The sequence below is a fragment of the Pseudomonas sp. NPDC085632 genome, from assembly GCF_044541255.1.
GTDB lineage: Bacteria > Pseudomonadota > Gammaproteobacteria > Pseudomonadales > Pseudomonadaceae > Aquipseudomonas.
Genome location: NZ_JBITSX010000004.1, coordinates 1 through 17,292, shown reverse-complemented (window position 1 = coordinate 17,292; position 17,292 = coordinate 1). Strand labels below are relative to the sequence as shown.

Here is a 17,292-nt window from a genome sequence, read left to right as displayed (position 1 = left end):
TGTTTTCCTCGGGACTGAGTTCAGCGATTGGCGAGTTCGGACGATGGCGCGACAGCAATCGCGATCTTGCCTTGAACGCCGTTGTTGGGCGTTTCCAGCAGGGTATGGGCGAGGCCGATGTCGGCCAGCGAATAGACCGCGCCAACGTGTGGGCGCAACTGACCGTTGGCGATCAATGCGCTCAGCTCATCGAGCTTGCCGCGGTTCTGTCGGGTGAACACGAAGTGATAACTGGCGTTCTTGCCCCAGGCCTGAATCAGGTTTTGTGGCTGGGCAAGGTCGACAATCGACACCACGCGGCCCAGTTGTGCGAGCGCGTCAGGGCTGCGCGACAAAGTGTTGCCACCGATGGTGTCGAACACGACATCGACGCCGCGCCCCTCGGTTTCGCGCAGGATCGCTTCGACGTAATCGTCCTTTTCGTAGTCGATCAGCACATCGGCGCCCATCTGCCTGGCGAACTCGAAATTGGCTTCACGCACGGTGGTGAAGACCTTCGCGCCGATGGCTTTCGCCAGCTGAATCGCGACATGCCCAACGCCACCCGCGCCGCCGTGGATCAGAATGCTCTCGCCGACTCTTAGCGCTGCCCGCACGACCAGCGCTTCCCACGCTGTGCCGCCCACCAGGCTCAGGCTCGCCGCTTCGAGATGGCTCAGTGCGGACGGCTTCTTGCCGATAATGCTTTCCGCCGCCACGTGGTATTCGGCGTAGCTGCCCGGGCCGTCGAATATTTGCGGGGTGTACCAGACTTCGTCGCCCGGCGCGAAAGCCGTCACCCCCGGCCCGACGGCTTCGACAACGCCGGAGACGTCGTGACCGGTGATGGCAGGGAGGGGCACCAGATCGGCATAGTCGCCACGGCGAACCTGGTAATCCAGTGGGTTGATGGAGGTGGCGTGAACCCGCACCAGCACTTCTCCCGCTTGGGGTACCGGCTTGGGCACTTCACACAGTTCGAACGATTGCGCGCCGCCAAATGAAGTAAGGATCATCGCTTTCATTGCATTTCCTTGTTTCGGTAAAAAGGGATATCGGGAATTCTCGATATCTTGGGGCAAAAAATTACAGCTCGCTGCCGATGATCTCGGCCAGCGCGCTGATCGCTGCTTCGTTGCGTTTGTAATAGGTCCATTGGCCGATGCGCCTGACTTCGACCAGGCCGGCGCGTTGCAGCGTCGCCAGATAATCGGATACCGTCGACTGCGACAGCCCGACGCCCTCCTGAATACTGCTGACGCAAACGCCCACCGTGTGCACGTCACCTTCGTCCTGGGGAGGAAAGTGTTTCTCGGGATCCTTCAAGCCTTTGAGGATTTCCAGGCGTGTGCGGTTCGAGAGGGCTTTGAAGATTTCGAGTAGTTCCATGTCGCGACGATATCGGAATTTACCGATATGTCAATATCGGAATGTGTTGGTCAGAAATTGATCGTTCCCATGCTGCGCGTGGGAATGCCTCATCGGACGCTCTGCGTTCGGCTCTGGAAGGGACGCGGAGCGTCCCGGGCGCGTTCCCACGCAGAGCTTGGGAACGATCAATCGGGGCAAGCCGTCAGCCGCGGTACTGGCCGGGTGTGGCCGCCAAATGCTGCTTGAACGCCCGCTGAAAATGCGCCTGGTCGGCAAACCCTGCCTCAAGCGCTACATCCGCAATCAACTGCCCGCTGCGCAAACGCTCGCGGGCGAACTGGATGCGTTGGTTGACGACAAAGGCGTGGGGCGTCATGCCGTAATGCTGTTTGAAGGCGCGGATCAGGTAGGACGGTGACAGCTGTGCTGCGGCGCAGATGTCGTCGAGGTTGAGCATCTCGGTGCAGTGTTCGCGGATGAAATCGGCTGCGCGTTCGAGTTTGAAATTTGGCTCACGCAACGACGGCCCGGAAGGGTTGAGGCGCAGTTGCAGGTCACTGAAGAATTCCACTGCCGCGCTGTGTTTGCGCAAGACATCCTGGTGCTTGTCGACCAATACGTCGTATAGCGCGATCAGGTCGCGAAACAATCCTGGTTCCTGCAGATGCGTGTCGCAAAACCGCCGAAACTCAAGCTCGGCACTGAAGCCGAGTTGATGCTGCAAATCCGTCAGCCATGGCGTCTCGACGTACAGCATCACATACGACCAAGGTTGATCATCGATCGGATTACACGCATGCACATCGCCGGGATTCATCAACACCACCGTACCCGCCGACACTTCGAACTGCGCGTGTTCATGCACATACGTGCTGCGCCCGGCGGTGATCGCACCAATGGAAAAGTGCGCATGAGAATGCCGGGCGTAGCAGACCTCGCGGCCATCGGCGATGGCCCGCGCTTCAATGAAGGGCAGGGCCTCGTCGCGCCAGAAGCTCGGTGCTTGTTCAGGGTTTTTCGCGGCGGCGTGTTTCATCGTGATTGTTTCCGGCAGGCCAGTGCCCGAGTGTATTAGCTCTGGCCAGCAAAGGCGCGTTCCAGTTCGGCAATGTCGAGTTTTTTCATCTGGAACATGGCCTGCATCGCTCGCTGCGATTTGCTGGTGTCGGCATCCAGCATCATTTGCATGAACGCCACGGGGACGATCTGCCACGACACGCCGAACTTGTCCTTGAGCCAGCCGCATTGTTGGGCTTCGACGGGGCCACCCTCGGACAGGTTGCCCCAGAAATGGTCAACTTCTTCCTGATTCTGGCAGTTGACCTGAAACGAGATCGCCTCGCTGAACTTGAACATCGGCCCACCGTTGAGTCCGGTGAAGGTCTGACCGTCGAGTTCGAAACTGACGGTCATCACCGCACCTTCGGGTTTGCCGTGAAATTCCTGGCCGACCTTGCTGTAATGGGTCAGGCCGGTAATTTTCGAGTGATCGAAGATCGAGCAGTAAAACTTCGCGGCGGCTTCGGCCTGATCGTCGAACCACAGGCAGGGCGTGAGTTTTTGAAAGCGTTGCATGGCAGTCATCCTCGGCAGGTTAGACACGCAGGATTAACAGCGTAGTCAGTCCTTGGTCGATTGCCGGTGCCGTAGATCGACAAGTTGCGCTTCAGAAATCCCAGCGCGCGGTCAGTTGCAGGCTGCGCGGTTCGCCGTAGAAACCGGTGCCGAAGTTGCCAAGGCCGGTGTAGTAGGTCTTGTCGAAGAGGTTCTTGATGTTGAGCGACGTGCTCAGGTGTTCGTTGAAGCGATAGCGCGCCATCGCGTCGATCAGGAAGTAACTGTCCTGCGTGATGCGCACGTTGTGCTCGGTGCCGGGCTGGAACACCTCGCCGAAGAATTCGCTCTGCCAACTGACACCGCCGCCCAGCGTCAGATTCTGCCAGACGCCGGGCAGGCGATAGCTGCTGAACAGCCGTACCAACTGCTCGGGCGCGGTGGTTTGCAGAATCGAGGCGTAGACAGGATCACCTTTGGCATCGCGGGTGTGGTTGTAGGCGTAGCCGGCCGAGAGATTCCAGCCTTCGGCGATTTCACCGGCCAGCTCGAACTCGAAGCCCTTGGTCGTCGCGCCTTGCACGGCGCGGTACACCGCCTGATTGTCGAAACCGCTGACCTGTTCGGCGACGTTGTCCTGCTCGATGCGGAACACGGCAAAACTGGCGTTTAGCCGACCTTCGAAGTATTCAGCTTTTATCCCCGCTTCGTAGCTATCGCCTTGCACCGGGTCGAGCACCTGGCGCGCGGCGTCCTTGCTCAGTTGCGGTTGGTAGATGCGCGTGTAACTGCTGTAGATCGAGTAGGTGTTATCGAGGTCATAGACCGCACCGGCATACGGTGTGATCACACCGGTCTGGCGGTAGCCGTCGCGGACATTGGCGGTGTTCGGGTCGCTGTAGTCGAGGTGGTCGCTGGCGTTGAAATCGCTGACGCGTGCGCCGAGGATCAGCGCCAGATCGTCGCGGGCCTTGAAGCGCGTGGAAAGGTACGCGCCGGTCTGGCGCTGGTTGATGGCGTCGGTGCCGATCTGCGGGATATCCGGTTTGGCGAACTCGCCGTGCCAGTCGAAAATGCTGGCGTTCAGCGGCGGGTACACCGAGCCATAGACCGGGTTGTCCTGGCGCGTGTTCATCGACATGAAACCGATCAGCAACTGGTGCTCGCGACCGAACAGGCTGAACGGCCCGCCGAGGTTGAGATCGACATTGTCCTGCACTTCGTCGCCCTTGAATTTGCCCATGTAGAGGAACATGCCGTCGCCGCTCAGCGGGTCCGGATTGCCGCCGCTGGCCGAGCCGAGCAGGGTGTCGTGCTCGCGGTGTTTGCGGTCGTAGCTGAGCTTCAAAACCCAGTCATTCTGCAGTTGCCGGGTGAGGGCGGCGAACAAGGTCTGGTTGGTGAAGTCGCGGCGGCTCCAGTCTGTGGCGGGGTTGAACGAACGGGAGAAATTCGTCCGTGAACCGTCGCTGTAGAACATCGGAAAACCGGTCCAGGTGGCGCCGCGTGAGCGGGTGTTTTGTTGGTCGAAACCCAGCGTCAGCAGAGTGTCCGGGTTCAGATCGGCATCGACGATGGCGTAGGCGATGTCCTTGCTGTTCTGGTAGTGATCGGCGTAGGCGCTGCGCTGCTGATGGACGCCGACGAAGCGTGCGCGCAGGTTATCGTTTAGCGGTCCGGAGAGGTCGACTTCGCTGCGATAGTTGTCCCAGGAACCGACGCTGCCGCTGAGTGTGGCTTTGAATGCGGGGGTAGGGCGTTTGCGGATCAGGTTGACGGTGGCCGACGGGTCGCCCGAGCCGGTCATCAACCCCGTGGCACCCTTGATGATTTCGACGCGGTCGAAGGTCGCCATGTCGGTGCTGCTGGTGCCGTAATCGTAGACGCCGTCGTAGTCGGTGTTGACCCCGTCGTACTGGAAATTGGTGATCGGTGCGCCACGGCTGGAAAACTCCCAACGCTCGCTGTCGTAGTTCTGCACGCTGATGCCCGGCGCGCGGCGCAACACGTCGGCAATGCCGTTGGCGCCCTGATCGTCGAGTTGCTGGCGGGTGATCACCGTGACCGATTGCGGGGTGTCGCGCAGGGACAGCGCCAGGCCGGTGACGGAGGCGCTGACGCCGGCGGTGTAGGCGTGAGTGTCTTCGGTGATGGCGCCGAGGGTTTTGCCACTGATGGTGGTGGCGTCCAGTTGCAATGGATCTGCAGTGGCTGTGCTGCGCAGCACATAACCGCCGCCGCTCAGGCGCTGCGCTTGCAGCCCGCTGCCTTTGAGGAGAATTTGCAACGCCTGTTGCGGGGTGTAATCACCGCTCAGACCGGCGCTGCGTTTGTCCGCTGCCAGATCATTGTGCCCGGCAATGAAGATGCCGCTCTGTTCGGCGAAGCGGTTGAGCACAGCGACCAATGAGCCAGGCACCACCGAGTAATGCTGCTTTTGCGCCTGATCCGCAGTTGCCATCGACGCACACAGCCCCGGCACGGCAGACGCCATGGCCAAGGCAAAACGAATGCGGGCGAGGGTGGAGCGCAACATGGAGTTCCCGGGGGCGATTAACGAAATGAGGGCTGCTGAGGGTTAACCGAATGAATCAGCGGAAAGGGAACCGTGAGTTGAAAAATCCTCAGGCTTTCGGCCCGACGCTGACCCACCAGTTGAAGGTTTTATCGACGCGGATCGGCAGCGCCGCTTCCAGCAGACGTAAGGCTTGTTCGGTGTCCTTGAGTGGAAACGAGCCCATCACCGGCAAGTTCGCCACCGCCGGGTCACAATGCAGATGCCCCGGACGATAACGGCTGAGTTCTTCGATCAGTTCGCCCAGCGGCAGGTTATCGGCCAATAACACGCCCCGATGCCAGGCTTCGCGGGATGGATCCGCCACGGTCGGTGTGTTCAAGCGGCCAGCGCTGAACACCAATTGCTGTCCGGCTTGCACCACTTGGCTTTCGCCCTGGCGATTACTGGCTTCGACCGCGCCCTCGTAGACATTCAGCACCGTGGTGCGATCCGTCTGGCGTACGCTGAAACGTGTACCCAGCGCCTGCATTCGGCCCTGTTCGGTCTCGACCCAAAAGGCGCGACCGAGGTCTTTCGCGGTGTCGATCAGCACTTCGCCAGCGCGCAATTGCAGCAATCGCTGACGAGCATCGAAACGTACGTTCAATGCGCTCAAGGCGTTGAGCCAAATTCGACTGCCATCACTTAACGTCGCTTCGCGGGTTTCCCCGGTGCCGGTGGAGAGGTCGGCGTTCAAGCGTTCGACCGAGTCCAGCAGCGGCGTATGACGCCCGACCGCCCAGCCGGCCAGCCCGGTCGCCGCAAGAATCAGCAGGCCTTTGAGCGACTGACGGCGGCTGATCGAACTGCGCGCGCTGTTGCGCAGGGTGTGGCTGACGGCTTCGCTTTCGTTTTGCAATGGCGCAAAACGCTGGCCGACCCGTTCGACATAACGCCACGCGGCCTGATGCTCCGGACTTTGCGCCAGCCACGCCTGCCAGCGCAGCCGCTCAGGCTCTGCGACCTGTTCGTCGTGCAATCGCACGTACCAGTTCGCCGCCTGCTCAAGGCTGGCATGGCTGAGTGTGTTCATGGGGTTACTCAATCAACAGGCCGTCGAGTTCAGCTTCGAGAATCGCGCAATGCATCATCGCCTGCGCCAGATACTTCTTGATCATCCGCTCGCTGACACCGATCTGTTCGGCGATCAGTTTGTACGGCATGCCGTGCAGTTGCGCGAGGATGAACGCCTCGCTGACCCGTTGCGGCAGGCGCTGCAGCATGGCGTCCACTTCGTGCAGGGTTTCGACAATGATTGCCTGTTGCTCAAGCGACGGTTGCGAGGCAGGTGGACGGCTGGCGAGGGATTCCAGCCAGGTTTGTTCCAGTTGCCGACGGCGCCAGTGATCGACGCACAGCCCACGCGCGATGGTCGCCAGATACGAGCGCTCGTGGACTTCGCCATTGAACGATTGCGGGCGTTTAAGCACACGGATAAAGGTGTCGTGCGCAAGGTCGGCGGCATCCATCGCGTTGCTCAGGCGTCGACGCAATAGCTCATGCAGCCAGCGATGGTGGCTGAGGTAGAGATTGTGCACGAGCGAGGCATTGGCGACGGTCATCAGCGCAAGCGTCCAGGGCGACCGTTAACGGTCTAAATAAGAATGGGTCGCGATTAAAACAAAAGGATGAGTGCTGCGCAAATGATATTGGTTTGCTTTTAGGTGAGGTTTTTTTGGTTTTTTCCGTGTTGTAGTCGTAATGACAATTATTCGAGTCAATTTGACTTTGTTTGGCTTGTGTCAAATTGACTCGTTAACGTGCAAGTGGCTGATTTTACGGGACTGAAAATCTGGCACGGGATTTGAAGTATTCACACTACACAACGAACCGATCAGGAGTCCGCCATCATGCTCACTTTCTTTGAAAGCCCGCTGAACGTTCTGCACCTGTCGAGCAAAGTTCTCGTCGTCGGCCTGATCATGCTGCTGGCCGGCATCTACGGCGCCTACCTCTACAATGGCCAGATGCCGATTGCGCTGCTGGTGGCGATGCACGCCCTGACCATCCTCGGCCCGACCCTGATCAAGATCGGCTACGTCATGCGCCTGCTGGCGCAATACCGCATCCATGACACGCAGATGATCCCGCAAACCGCATAGATCCCTGTGGGAGCGAGCCTGCTCGCGAAGGCGTCAGCACGGTCGGAGTCTATGTTGCCTGACACACCGCTTTCGCGAGCAGGCTCGCTCCCACAGGTTTGTATGGTGGTCACAAATTCCTGGCACACCCAAAAACACTGTGGGAGCTGGCTTGCCAGCGATGAGGCCAGCACCTTCAACATCAATGTTGACTGACCCGACGCCATCGCTGGCAAGCCAGCTCCCACAATGATTGGTGGTGTTTCTGAAATCTCAGCAACGCTCGGCAACCATCAGCAACGACTGCGGCACGGGACTTTGCGGATGCTGTGGCTCCTGCAAACCGGCCAATTGGAATCCGGCCATATCGAGCGCATTCAGCCAACTCGACAACGTGCGGAAATACCACGGCATCGGCTGCCACTGGCCTTTGAACCCGGCAAAGTTTTCTTCGCGCCAGCCATCCTGATAATTCCCAGCCGCCACGGCCCAGGGATGCAATGTCTGAATGAGCAAAACTCCTCCGGGAACCAGCAACGCATTCATCGCCGCCAGCAGCGGAATAATGTCTTGATGCAGTAACGAGAAATTGGCGCACACCAAGTCATAGTCGCGCCCGATGTCGACCTTGCCATCGACCAGCGCTTCGTAGCTCGCAACATGCACCCGCGCCGCCCCCGCCAGACGCGCCGCTTCAACCAGCCGCGCATCGCCATCCACACCGACGGCATCGATCCCGCGATCCGCCAGCGCCCGCAACAACCAGCCTTCGCCGCAGCCAAGATCAAGCACGCGCTGCGGCTGACGGCCCATGATCGCCAGCACAATCGCCTGATCGGTAACCTGCTGACGGCTTTCGATGGCACCGCTGCGGATCACTTCGATCCAGGCATCGGCGTTGTCGTGCCAGCTCTGCAAAAGGCTGGATTCGGGGGAGGGCATGGCGGTTTCCCGACGATTGAAAAAACCAGTATGGACGCTGATCGCAAGCTAGGGCTTGTAGATCAGCGCATCCACCACAACTCCGAACGCCGATTGTCTTTGAGAAAACGATATCAGGTCCATTTTCCGGTCATTTTTTCGAAGCCGCCAAAGCCTCTTTGAGCGCCGCATTTGCACGTTCGGCAGTTTGCGCATCACCGTGTTTTTTCAGCAGCTCAGTGACCTCGCCCAACTGTGCCGCGCTGAGCCCGACGCGCAGGCTCGCCGCCATATGCGCGCGAAGTTGCGGTTCCACGCCCGGGGTCGCTGCCAGCGCGCCGACAGTCGCCAGTTCACGGCTTTGCCAGTCGAGGTTGTCGCGCTCGAAGATGTCGCCGAACAGATGGGTTTGCAAAAACTGGTTGATCACTGGGGCAAACTCGAACACCGGGCCTTTGACCGGAGCGCCCGAGATCTTGGTTTGATTCGCCGTGCCAGCCGCCAGCAGCTCACCCCCGACCGGAGTCGCCCGGCTCGGCTCGCGCCCCGGCGCATCTTCGATGCCGCGTTGTTTGCGCGCCTGCACCACGGCCATGAGTTCATTCAAGGCATTGAGGCTGCGCGGGAAACCCACATAGGCGTAGAGCTGCACGAGAATTTCCCGGGTTTCACTGATGGTCATGCCGGCGTCGAGTGCCTGGTTGAGCGCCGTGTTGAGGTTGGGTATGTCGCTGGTCGCCATGAACGCGGCGATCAGTGGAATGGTTTGTTGTTTGCTCGACAGGGCTTGTGCGGTGGTTTGCGGAGTAGTCATGGATTGCGGTGCCTCGGCTGCTTGAGTGGTAACGCTGAACATCGACCCAACGCTCAGGCAGAGCGCCATGAGTGCGGAGAGGGCAGTGCTGCTGTGTGTGTCATTGGTCATCGTGAAAGGCTCCGTCCACTGCGGTTCTGTGGTTCTCTGAGTATCCGTAGTCGAGCCATGGCTCAGGCCCATGCAGCCAAAGCCGAGGGCGGATACTTCGAGTGAACGGATGCCGAGTGTGCGCTTGTGCATGTCGAGCTCCCATTGGGCGTGGGGAGAAGACTAAGCGAGGTGACTGGTGGGAACTAGACGGGTAAATCGGGATGGCTTGATGAGTTTTGCTCATCAATCTGCGGGAGGCGGCAAAGCGAAAGTGAGGGTGTGACCCCTCACTCAGTCCGTCTGTTGACTACTGCGGGATGCGCAGCTTGTCCAGCAGTCGGTTGACCAACAGCTCGTTCAGCATGATCACCTGTTGCAGCGCCAGCAGCGGTTTGCGCTCCGGGCCGCCTATTGAGTTGGCGATGTTACCGGCCATGGAGTGGGCGTAGGAAAGCGACTCACAGGCTTCGACCAACAGGGTTTCTTCATCCAGCGTGGGGTCGACCAGATAGACCGGGCGAAACGGGGGCGAGCTTGGTGGAGCACCCAGTGCTTCGGGTCGCAGGTAGTAGTCGAGGGCGCGGTCGGTGGCCTCTTTGACCTTTTGCGGGTTAAGCGCGGGGTCGTGAGGGATTGGATCGGTGGGCGGTGGATTTGGCGTGATTTTGAACATGGATGAAACTCCTATCGCAGTTTAAGGAGCCATCACTCTCGCTACCAAACGAGTGGGTGGTGGCCATACGCGGGTTGGTAGACCGGCTGCAATAGGAACCCGGCGCTCACGAGTGAGCCCCACGCATGACTACCATTGAACTGAGCCTCCACAAAGAGACAGCACAGGGTGTTGTCACACGGCTATTACAGACGGGCTACCAAACCCGATCACTGTTCTGCAGTGACAGGCAAACGATATAGCCCGGCCCATAGCCGTGTAAGCCGGCGGATTCTGGCGTACGCGTAGGTAACGACGCAAGGTGTTGTAGGGAGGATGGCGTAACGGTTTGTGTGCTTTAAACGCGATAACCGGATGACGTTTACCAATGGGCATTGCCGAGCAATGAGATCTAAATTCAGGAGTTTTACGGACTACAATTTTGGGTGTAATGACCTACAGATCTGCAAGAATCCGCCGACTTGTCTGCCTTGAAACAAGATCCTATCGTTTGCCGGTCAAAACTTAATCACTTAAGCTGGTCAGCATGAATACACATCCTTCGGAGGCTCCGATGGCCACCACCAGAAAGACCGACAAACCCAACAAAAAGGAAGTTCGTGATGAGCTGACATTCCTTGATGTTCGGCAAGCCGCGCGTGATGGGCAGAAAGTGTTCGATAAATTTGTGATCACTGGCAGGCTACCTATTACAAAGTAGGCCTGAATGCCAGCCATCAAGATTTCTGCGCTTTTTGAACAAATCAGTAACTGGCAAAACTTCGCTGCACATTTTTATAACTACAAGGTGTGTGGTGAGTTACCCGGAATTTTCGGGCGTGACGAACGACTCGATCTGACCGATATGCACCATATCCACCTTGCCAGTACTTCGTCACTGCAAGCTCGATGGGCAAAAATAAATCGTCAGTATTACCGCACTGTATTGGTTGACGATGCTGATAACGACTTTTGGCTGATCTATGCCTATGACGCGTTTCGGGATGAATATTTGTTGCTGACCGTCACCGGCCCGGATGCCCATAACCGAAGCGAGTGGGGCTCATTTCTGCGCAATATGCATTGCCAGATTGTTGAGCCTTGGACGCTGGGCAGGATTGCCTTTCCCGATTTGGACGATCTGTAATTTGAGGTCGAGCAGAGGAGGTTCGACATGGATCGATTGACTGGCGGATGCCTGTGCGGCGATGTCCGTTTCGAAGTGACAGGTCAGCCCTACCGCGTCGGCATTTGCCACTGCCTCGACTGCCGCAAGCGCCACGGCTCGCTGTTCGGTACCTCGGCCATATTTCCCGAGGATGCGTTGAGGGTCACCGGCGAAACCCGCGACTATAATGGGCGCTTTTTCTGCCCCCGCTGCGGCTCACCGGTATTCACGCGTTCGGCAGATGAAATCGAAGTCAATGTGGGTTCGCTCGATGAGCCTAATCAGTTCAAACCCACTTACGAACTCTGGACCATTCGGCGTGAATCATGGTTGCCGGCGCTTCCACTGGCTCACCACTATGACCGTGATCGCGAAAACACTGGCCGAACCGAAGATTAATTGCAGCCCACAATCTGGCTGTGTAGGAGCTGCGGAACGCTGCGATCTTTTGACGTTGATTTTCAAGGCGCAAAATCAAAAGATCGCAGCGTTCCGCAGCTCCTACATTGTTCAGCCGCGAATAAAGGCCAACAGATCCGCGTTGATCGTCTCCGCCTCCGTCGTTGGCATCCCGTGCGGAAACCCCGGATACGACTTCAGCGTGCCATTGGGCAGCAACTTCGCCGACAACGGCCCCGAATCCGCATACGGCACAATCTGATCATCCTCGCCATGCATCACCAGCACCGGCACCGTGACCTTCTTCAAATCCTCAGTAAAATCCGTCTGCGAAAACGCCACGATCCCGTCGTAATGCGCCTTCGCCCCACCGATCATGCCCTGACGCCACCAGTTGGCAATAATCCCCTCCGATGGCGTGGCCCCCGGCCGGTTGTAGCCATAAAACGGCCCGGTCGGGATATCCCGATAGAACTGCGCCCGGTTCGCCGCCAACTGCGCCTGAAAATCATCGAACACCGACTTCGGCAGGCCACCCGGATTGCTCTCGGTCTGCACCATCAACGGTGGCACCGCGCTGATCAAAACGCCTTTGGCGACGTTGTTCTGGCCATGTCGGGCGATGTAATGGATCACCTCACCGCCGCCGGTCGAATGGCCAACGTGGACAACATTCTTCAGGCCCAGATGATTGACCACCGCCAGCGCATCGTCCGCGTAGTGATCCATATCGTGTCCATCCCAGACCTGGCTCGAACGCCCATGCCCACGCCGATCATGGGCAACCACCCGGAAGCCCTTGCCGAGGAAGAACAGCATCTGCGCATCCCAATCGTCCGAGCTGAGCGGCCAGCCGTGGTGGAAGTGGATCACCGGCGCGTCTTTCGGGCCCCAGTCTTTGTAGAAGATTTCGACGCCGTCTTTGGTGGTGACAAATCCCATGTTCGCGACTCCAGACCAATGTGATGGACAACCCGCGCGGCAAGCGCGGACCGGTTTTGCTCATGATGGATTTCTACTGTGCAGGCTCAGTGCGAGCCGCTATCAACTGTAGGATTAAAGTCGACATCTGCATGACCGGTGGTCGCAACGTCTGGCTTCGTGCGCAAATTAGGCTTTGCTGAAAGGGATAAGCCGAGGCGCGCGTAGGCATTGATGGCCACAGCGGCGCCCCTTCAGAACACCGTGAGTCTGAGGAATTTCCCCGATGCTGACCTTGAATATCAATGGCAAGGATCAGGAGCTCGATGTCCCCGCGGACATGCCGTTGCTCTGGGTCCTGCGCGATGTCGCGCACCTGACCGGTACCAAATTCGGCTGCGGCATGGCCCAGTGCGGGGCCTGCACCGTGCACGTTGACGGCGCGCCGCTCCGCGCCTGCATCACCCCCGCGACCGCCGTAGCCCACGGGCAGAAAATCCTCACCATCGAAGGCCTGTCCACCGACGGTTCGCACCCGGTACAGCAAGCCTGGGCCGAACTCGACGTGGTGCAGTGCGGCTACTGCCAGTCGGGGCAGATCATGTCTGCCGCCGCCTTATTGGCGAAAATCCCCAAACCCACCGACAGCGATATCGATCAGGCGCTCTCCGGCAATATTTGCCGCTGCGGCACCTATCCACGGATCCGCGCGGCTGTGAAGCGTGCGTCGGAAATCGGCTGATTCAATCTGTGGGAGATAGACGATGAACAGTCCTGTATCGCGTCGGGGTTTTCTCAAGGGCAGCGCCGTGTTGGGCGGTGGGTTGGTGGTGGCGTTTGTCGTCCCAGGCGGCCACAAGTTTGCCTATGCGGCCGAGAATGAAGGCAAGGTGTTCGCGCCCAATGCGTTCCTGCGCATTGCCGCTGACAACAGCGTCACCGTGTTGCTCGGCCATTCGGAAATGGGCCAGGGCATCTGGACCGGCCTGACCATGTTGATTGCCGAAGAGCTGGACGCGGACTGGTCGAAAATCCGCGTCGAGCACTCGCCGGCGTCAGCGGCGGATTACGGCATGCCGGGATTTGGCGGCATGCAGATTACCGGCGGTTCAACGTCGACGTGGATGGAGTTCGACCGTTATCGGCTGGCAGGCGCGACCGCGCGGCAGATGCTGGTGGAGGCAGCGGCGAAGCGCTTTGAGGTAGCGCCATCGGCGATTCGTACCGAATCGGGCGTGGTTATCGCTGGTGACAAGCGCGCGACTTACGGCGAGCTGGCGGACGCCGCCGGGCAACTGCCGGTGCCGGATCCGAAGTCGATCACCTTCAAGGAAGCCAAGGACTGGAAAGTCATTGGCAAACCGACCAAACGCCTCGACACCCCGGAGAAAATCACCGGCCGCGCAAAGTTCGGCATGGACGTGCAGTTTGAAGGCCTGATGACCGCGATGGTTGCGCGCCCACCGGTATTCGGTGCCAGCGTTAAATCCTTCGAAGGTGCTGAGGCATTGGCGGTGCCCGGGGTGCATAAGGTGGTGCAGGTGCCGAGCGGTGTCGCAGTGATTGCCGAGCATTACTGGGCCGCGAAGCTGGGCCGTGATGCGCTGAAGGTCGATTGGGATTTGGGTCCGAACGCGGACCTCAGCAGCGCGAAATTGCTGGAAAGCTTCCGCAAACTGGCCGCGACACCAGGTACATCAGCGAGTCAGGCCGGGGATGCCAAGGGCAGTTTCGGCAAGTCGACGAAGAAGATCGACGTCGAATACAGCGTGCCGTATCTGGCCCATGCGCCGATGGAACCGCTCAATTGCACGGTGAAAATCAGCGCCGAGAAATGCGAGATCTGGACCGGTACGCAGTTTCAGACACTCGATCAAATGGTCGCCGGCAAGATCACCGGGCTGAAACCGGAGCAGGTGGAAATCCACACCGAATTCCTGGGTGGCGGTTTTGGCCGTCGCGCCAACCCGACGTCAGACTTTGTCGCCGAAGCCGTGCAAGTGGCGAAAGCCGCCGCGATGCCGGTGAAAACCGTGTGGTCGCGCGAGGACGATATTCGCGGCGGTTACTACCGTTCGATGTTCCTGCATCAGGCCAAGATCGGTCTGGGCGCCGATGGATTGCCGTCGAGTTGGCAGCACGTGCTCGTTGGGCAGTCGATCATGACCGGCACGTTGATGGAGGCGACGATGGTCAAGAACGGCATCGACCCGACTTCGGTCGAGGGTGTTTCCGACAGCCCTTACGTCAAAGGTCTGGCCAATCATCAGGTCGATCTGCATTCACCGCAGACCGGGATCAATGTGCTGTGGTTGCGCTCCGTGGGCCATAGCCACACCGGTTTTGTCATGGAGTCGCTGATCGATGAAATGGCCACGGCGGCAGGCAAGGATCCGGTCGAGTATCGACGAACGTTGCTCAAGGATCATCCTCGGCATCTCGGTGTGCTCAATCTGGCGGTGGAGAAGGCCAATTGGAAAGCACCGCTGCCGGATGGGCATGCCCTCGGTGTGGCGGTGCACGAATCATTCGGCAGTTACGTGGCGCAGGTCGCCGAGGTGTCGCAGGACAATCTGGCGATTCGCGTGCATCGCGTGGTCTGCGCGGTGGACTGCGGGATCGCGGTGAACCCGCAGAGCATCGCCGCGCAGATGGAGTCGTGCATCACCTTCGGCCTGGGCATGGCGCTGCACAGCAAACTGACGCTCAAGGACGGCGCGGTCGTGCAGTCCAACTATCACGATTATCAGGTGCTGCGGCTCAACGAGATGCCAGTGGTGGAAGTGCACATTGTGCCCAGCAGCGACAAACCCGGCGGCATCGGCGAGGCCGGTGTGCCGCCGACCGCGCCGGCCGTGGCCAACGCGGTGTTCGCCCTGACCGGGCAACGTCTGCGCGAGTTGCCGCTGCAACTGTCGGGGGTGTGAGATGAAACGACATCTAGTGTTGGGCACGGTGGTTTTACTGGGGCTGGGCGGTTATGCCTCGGACTTGTTCGCCGATGATCAGGAAGCGTTGAAGGCATTCGGCACGGTGCAGAAAGTCTTCCAGAGCCCGCGCTGCCAGAACTGCCACATTCCCGGTGATTCGCCGTTGCAGTTCGACGCTGGCATCCCCCACGCGATGAATGTGGTGCGCGGCATGGACGGCAAGGGCGCCGCCGGTTTGCCCTGTGCAACCTGTCACGCAGAAAACAATCCGCCGGCCAGCTACGGTCCCCATGCGCCACCGGGCGCGCCGCACTGGAGCCTGCCGCCGGCGGCGCACAAAATGGCCTGGATCGGCCTGCCAGCGGATAAACTCTGCGCGATGATCAAGGATCGCTCGAGCAACGGCGACCGCGACTTTGCCGCGCTGATCAAACATGTCAGCGAAGACAAACTGGTGCTGTGGGGTTGGAACCCCGGGGCAGGGCGCGCGCCGGTGCCGGTGCCGCACGATATTTTCGTTACGCAATTCAAGCTCTGGGCCGATGCGGGCGGGCCGTGTCCGGTGGCGGGCATCTGATGGGGTGAATATCGCTGATTTAGCGCTACGCTTAAAAGCATTGTTGCCAACGGAGTGTGCTAATGCTGGTTCCAGGAAAACCCGCCAATGAGGCCGCACGCATTCAGGTGCTGCACGGCCTCGACCTGCTCGATTCGGCGCCGGAGGAGCGTTTCGACCGACTGACGCGGCTGGCCAAGCGCCTGTTCAATGTGCCGATTGCGCTGGTAACGCTGGTCGATAAGGATCGCCAGTGGTTCAAGTCCTGTGTGGGGCTGGATGTCACTGAAACGTCGAGGGATGTTTCATTTTGCGGCCACGCGATCCTTCAGAACGAACTCCTGCTGGTGCCCGATGCCCGCGAGGATGTGCGTTTTCACGACAATCCCCTGGTCACTGGCGCGCCGAACATCCGCTTCTACGCCGGTTACCCGCTGACCGTGCCCAACGGCAATAAAATGGGCACGCTGTGCCTGATCGACACCAAGCCCCGCGAGCTCGACGATGAAGAGCGCGCGCTGTTGCGGGATCTGGCCGAGATGGCCGAGCAAGAGCTGACGGCCGTGCAGATGGCGAGCATGGACGAACTGACCTTGCTGTCCAATCGTCGCGGCTTCAAGCAACTGGCCCAGCATGCGCTGGACGCCTGTGCACGGCTGGAGCGGCCGGCGACCTTGCTGTTTTTCGACCTCAATGACTTCAAGCAGATCAACGATCTCTACGGCCATGCCGAGGGTGACAGTGCGCTGAAGACCTTTGCCGATGTGCTGCGCATCGCGTTTCGCGAGAGTGATGTGGTCGGACGCTTGGGTGGGGATGAGTTTGTCGCGCTGCTGACCGGCTCCAGCCACATCGAAACCACGGCGATCATGGCGCGACTCAAGGAAATCCTTGAAGAGCGCAATGCCACGTTGCACCGCGGTTATGCGATTCGCTTCAGCGTTGGGCAGATCGAATACGACGCCAAACGCCATGAGACTGTGGACCGGTTGTTGGCGGACGCCGATGGGGCGATGTATGCGCACAAGCAGGCCCTGAAGCGTTGTTAGTTCGGGCCTCGTCGCTGGCAAGCCAGCTCCCACAGGGATCTGCAATGAACAGGGGTTTTGTTAACACCCGAGAAACCTGTGGGAGCTGGCTTGCCAGCGATGGCGTCCGCACATTCAACATCTTCATCGGCTGACCCACCGCTATCGCGAGTAGGCTCACTCCTACATCTATGGTTACCCCCTTTTCTGCAATACTGTTTTTGATGTCGTGTTTGGCTTGCTTTCATCTATCCGGCGTCTGAGTGGG

19 protein-coding genes are annotated in these 17,292 nt (G+C 59.4%); 8 read left to right on the top strand and 11 right to left on the bottom strand.

The features are described 5' to 3' along the window. Window positions 1-20 precede the first annotated feature (20 nt). The 7 genes from ACIF4X_RS05025 to ACIF4X_RS04995 form a co-directional block, all read right to left on the bottom strand. Window positions 21-1,004, bottom strand: a complete 984-nt coding sequence (locus ACIF4X_RS05025; protein WP_397481203.1) for a zinc-dependent alcohol dehydrogenase family protein — start codon at window positions 1,002-1,004, stop codon at window positions 21-23. A gap of 61 nt (window positions 1,005-1,065) precedes the next feature. After that, window positions 1,066-1,368 carry a helix-turn-helix transcriptional regulator gene (locus tag ACIF4X_RS05020; RefSeq protein WP_077572353.1) on the bottom strand — a complete coding sequence of 101 codons (303 nt, stop codon included), beginning with the start codon at window positions 1,366-1,368 and terminating at the stop codon, window positions 1,066-1,068. Window positions 1,369-1,552: 184 nt separating this feature from the next. After that, window positions 1,553-2,386: a helix-turn-helix domain-containing protein gene (locus ACIF4X_RS05015; protein ID WP_397481202.1), complete on the bottom strand. Its 834-nt coding sequence runs from the start codon at window positions 2,384-2,386 to the stop codon at window positions 1,553-1,555. A 35-nt stretch (window positions 2,387-2,421) separates the two neighbouring features. Then, the gene (locus ACIF4X_RS05010) at window positions 2,422-2,925 is read right to left on the bottom strand and encodes a VOC family protein (RefSeq protein ID WP_397481201.1); all 504 of its coding nucleotides are present in this window, start codon (window positions 2,923-2,925) and stop codon (window positions 2,422-2,424) included. A 91-nt stretch (window positions 2,926-3,016) separates the two neighbouring features. Continuing rightward, on the bottom strand, window positions 3,017-5,440 hold the full coding sequence (locus tag ACIF4X_RS05005; protein WP_397481200.1) for a TonB-dependent siderophore receptor: 2,424 nt from the start codon (window positions 5,438-5,440) through the stop codon (window positions 3,017-3,019). A gap of 88 nt (window positions 5,441-5,528) precedes the next feature. Next, on the bottom strand, window positions 5,529-6,494 hold the full coding sequence (locus ACIF4X_RS05000; RefSeq protein WP_397481199.1) for a FecR domain-containing protein: 966 nt from the start codon (window positions 6,492-6,494) through the stop codon (window positions 5,529-5,531). A 4-nt stretch (window positions 6,495-6,498) separates the two neighbouring features. Then, window positions 6,499-7,023, bottom strand: coding sequence for a sigma-70 family RNA polymerase sigma factor (locus ACIF4X_RS04995; protein WP_397481198.1), 525 nt, complete (start codon window positions 7,021-7,023; stop codon window positions 6,499-6,501). A gap of 288 nt (window positions 7,024-7,311) precedes the next feature. On the opposite strand from ACIF4X_RS04995, the gene ACIF4X_RS04990 reads away from it, so the two are divergent. Then, window positions 7,312-7,563, top strand: coding sequence for a transmembrane sensor/regulator PpyR (locus ACIF4X_RS04990; protein ID WP_397481197.1), 252 nt, complete (start codon window positions 7,312-7,314; stop codon window positions 7,561-7,563). 252 nt (window positions 7,564-7,815) lie between these two features. Here ACIF4X_RS04990 and ACIF4X_RS04985 read toward each other — a convergent pair whose 3' ends face one another. From ACIF4X_RS04985 to ACIF4X_RS04975, 3 genes are all read right to left on the bottom strand, one after another. After that, the gene (locus ACIF4X_RS04985; RefSeq protein ID WP_397481196.1) at window positions 7,816-8,484 is read right to left on the bottom strand and encodes a class I SAM-dependent methyltransferase; all 669 of its coding nucleotides are present in this window, start codon (window positions 8,482-8,484) and stop codon (window positions 7,816-7,818) included. Between the two features lie 130 nt (window positions 8,485-8,614). Further along, window positions 8,615-9,388, bottom strand: coding sequence for a carboxymuconolactone decarboxylase family protein (locus tag ACIF4X_RS04980; protein WP_397481378.1), 774 nt, complete (start codon window positions 9,386-9,388; stop codon window positions 8,615-8,617). Window positions 9,389-9,677: 289 nt separating this feature from the next. Then, on the bottom strand, window positions 9,678-10,043 hold the full coding sequence (locus ACIF4X_RS04975; RefSeq protein WP_122660744.1) for a DUF6124 family protein: 366 nt from the start codon (window positions 10,041-10,043) through the stop codon (window positions 9,678-9,680). A 553-nt stretch (window positions 10,044-10,596) separates the two neighbouring features. Between ACIF4X_RS04975 and ACIF4X_RS04970 the strand changes: the two genes are divergently transcribed. The 3 genes from ACIF4X_RS04970 to ACIF4X_RS04960 are packed head-to-tail and all read left to right on the top strand — an operon-like array spanning window position 10,597 to window position 11,589. Then, a complete protein-coding gene (locus tag ACIF4X_RS04970; protein WP_163004822.1) occupies window positions 10,597-10,743 on the top strand; it encodes a hypothetical protein in 147 nt (48 codons plus the stop codon). Window positions 10,744-10,749: 6 nt separating this feature from the next. Beyond that, window positions 10,750-11,169, top strand: coding sequence for a type II toxin-antitoxin system YafO family toxin (locus ACIF4X_RS04965; protein ID WP_397481195.1), 420 nt, complete (start codon window positions 10,750-10,752; stop codon window positions 11,167-11,169). 27 nt (window positions 11,170-11,196) lie between these two features. Next, complete coding sequence (locus ACIF4X_RS04960) at window positions 11,197-11,589, top strand: GFA family protein (RefSeq protein ID WP_397481194.1); 393 nt, start codon at window positions 11,197-11,199, stop codon at window positions 11,587-11,589. Between the two features lie 111 nt (window positions 11,590-11,700). Here the strand turns inward: ACIF4X_RS04960 and ACIF4X_RS04955 are convergent, their stop codons facing one another. Further along, window positions 11,701-12,531: an alpha/beta fold hydrolase gene (locus ACIF4X_RS04955; protein ID WP_397481193.1), complete on the bottom strand. Its 831-nt coding sequence runs from the start codon at window positions 12,529-12,531 to the stop codon at window positions 11,701-11,703. A 265-nt stretch (window positions 12,532-12,796) separates the two neighbouring features. Here ACIF4X_RS04955 and ACIF4X_RS04950 point away from each other — a divergent pair, with 265 nt between their 5' ends. The 4 genes from ACIF4X_RS04950 to ACIF4X_RS04935 all read left to right on the top strand — a co-directional run bounded on the left by ACIF4X_RS04950 (window position 12,797) and on the right by ACIF4X_RS04935 (window position 17,045). Then, on the top strand, window positions 12,797-13,252 hold the full coding sequence (locus ACIF4X_RS04950; RefSeq protein WP_003224136.1) for a (2Fe-2S)-binding protein: 456 nt from the start codon (window positions 12,797-12,799) through the stop codon (window positions 13,250-13,252). A 22-nt stretch (window positions 13,253-13,274) separates the two neighbouring features. Next, entirely contained in the window at window positions 13,275-15,437 is a 2,163-nt protein-coding gene (locus ACIF4X_RS04945; RefSeq protein ID WP_397481192.1) for a molybdopterin cofactor-binding domain-containing protein, read from the top strand. A gap of 1 nt (window position 15,438) precedes the next feature. After that, entirely contained in the window at window positions 15,439-16,017 is a 579-nt protein-coding gene (locus tag ACIF4X_RS04940; protein ID WP_397481191.1) for a hypothetical protein, read from the top strand. Window positions 16,018-16,079: 62 nt separating this feature from the next. Beyond that, window positions 16,080-17,045, top strand: a complete 966-nt coding sequence (locus ACIF4X_RS04935; protein WP_397481190.1) for a sensor domain-containing diguanylate cyclase — start codon at window positions 16,080-16,082, stop codon at window positions 17,043-17,045. The last annotated feature ends 247 nt before the right edge of the window (window positions 17,046-17,292 follow it).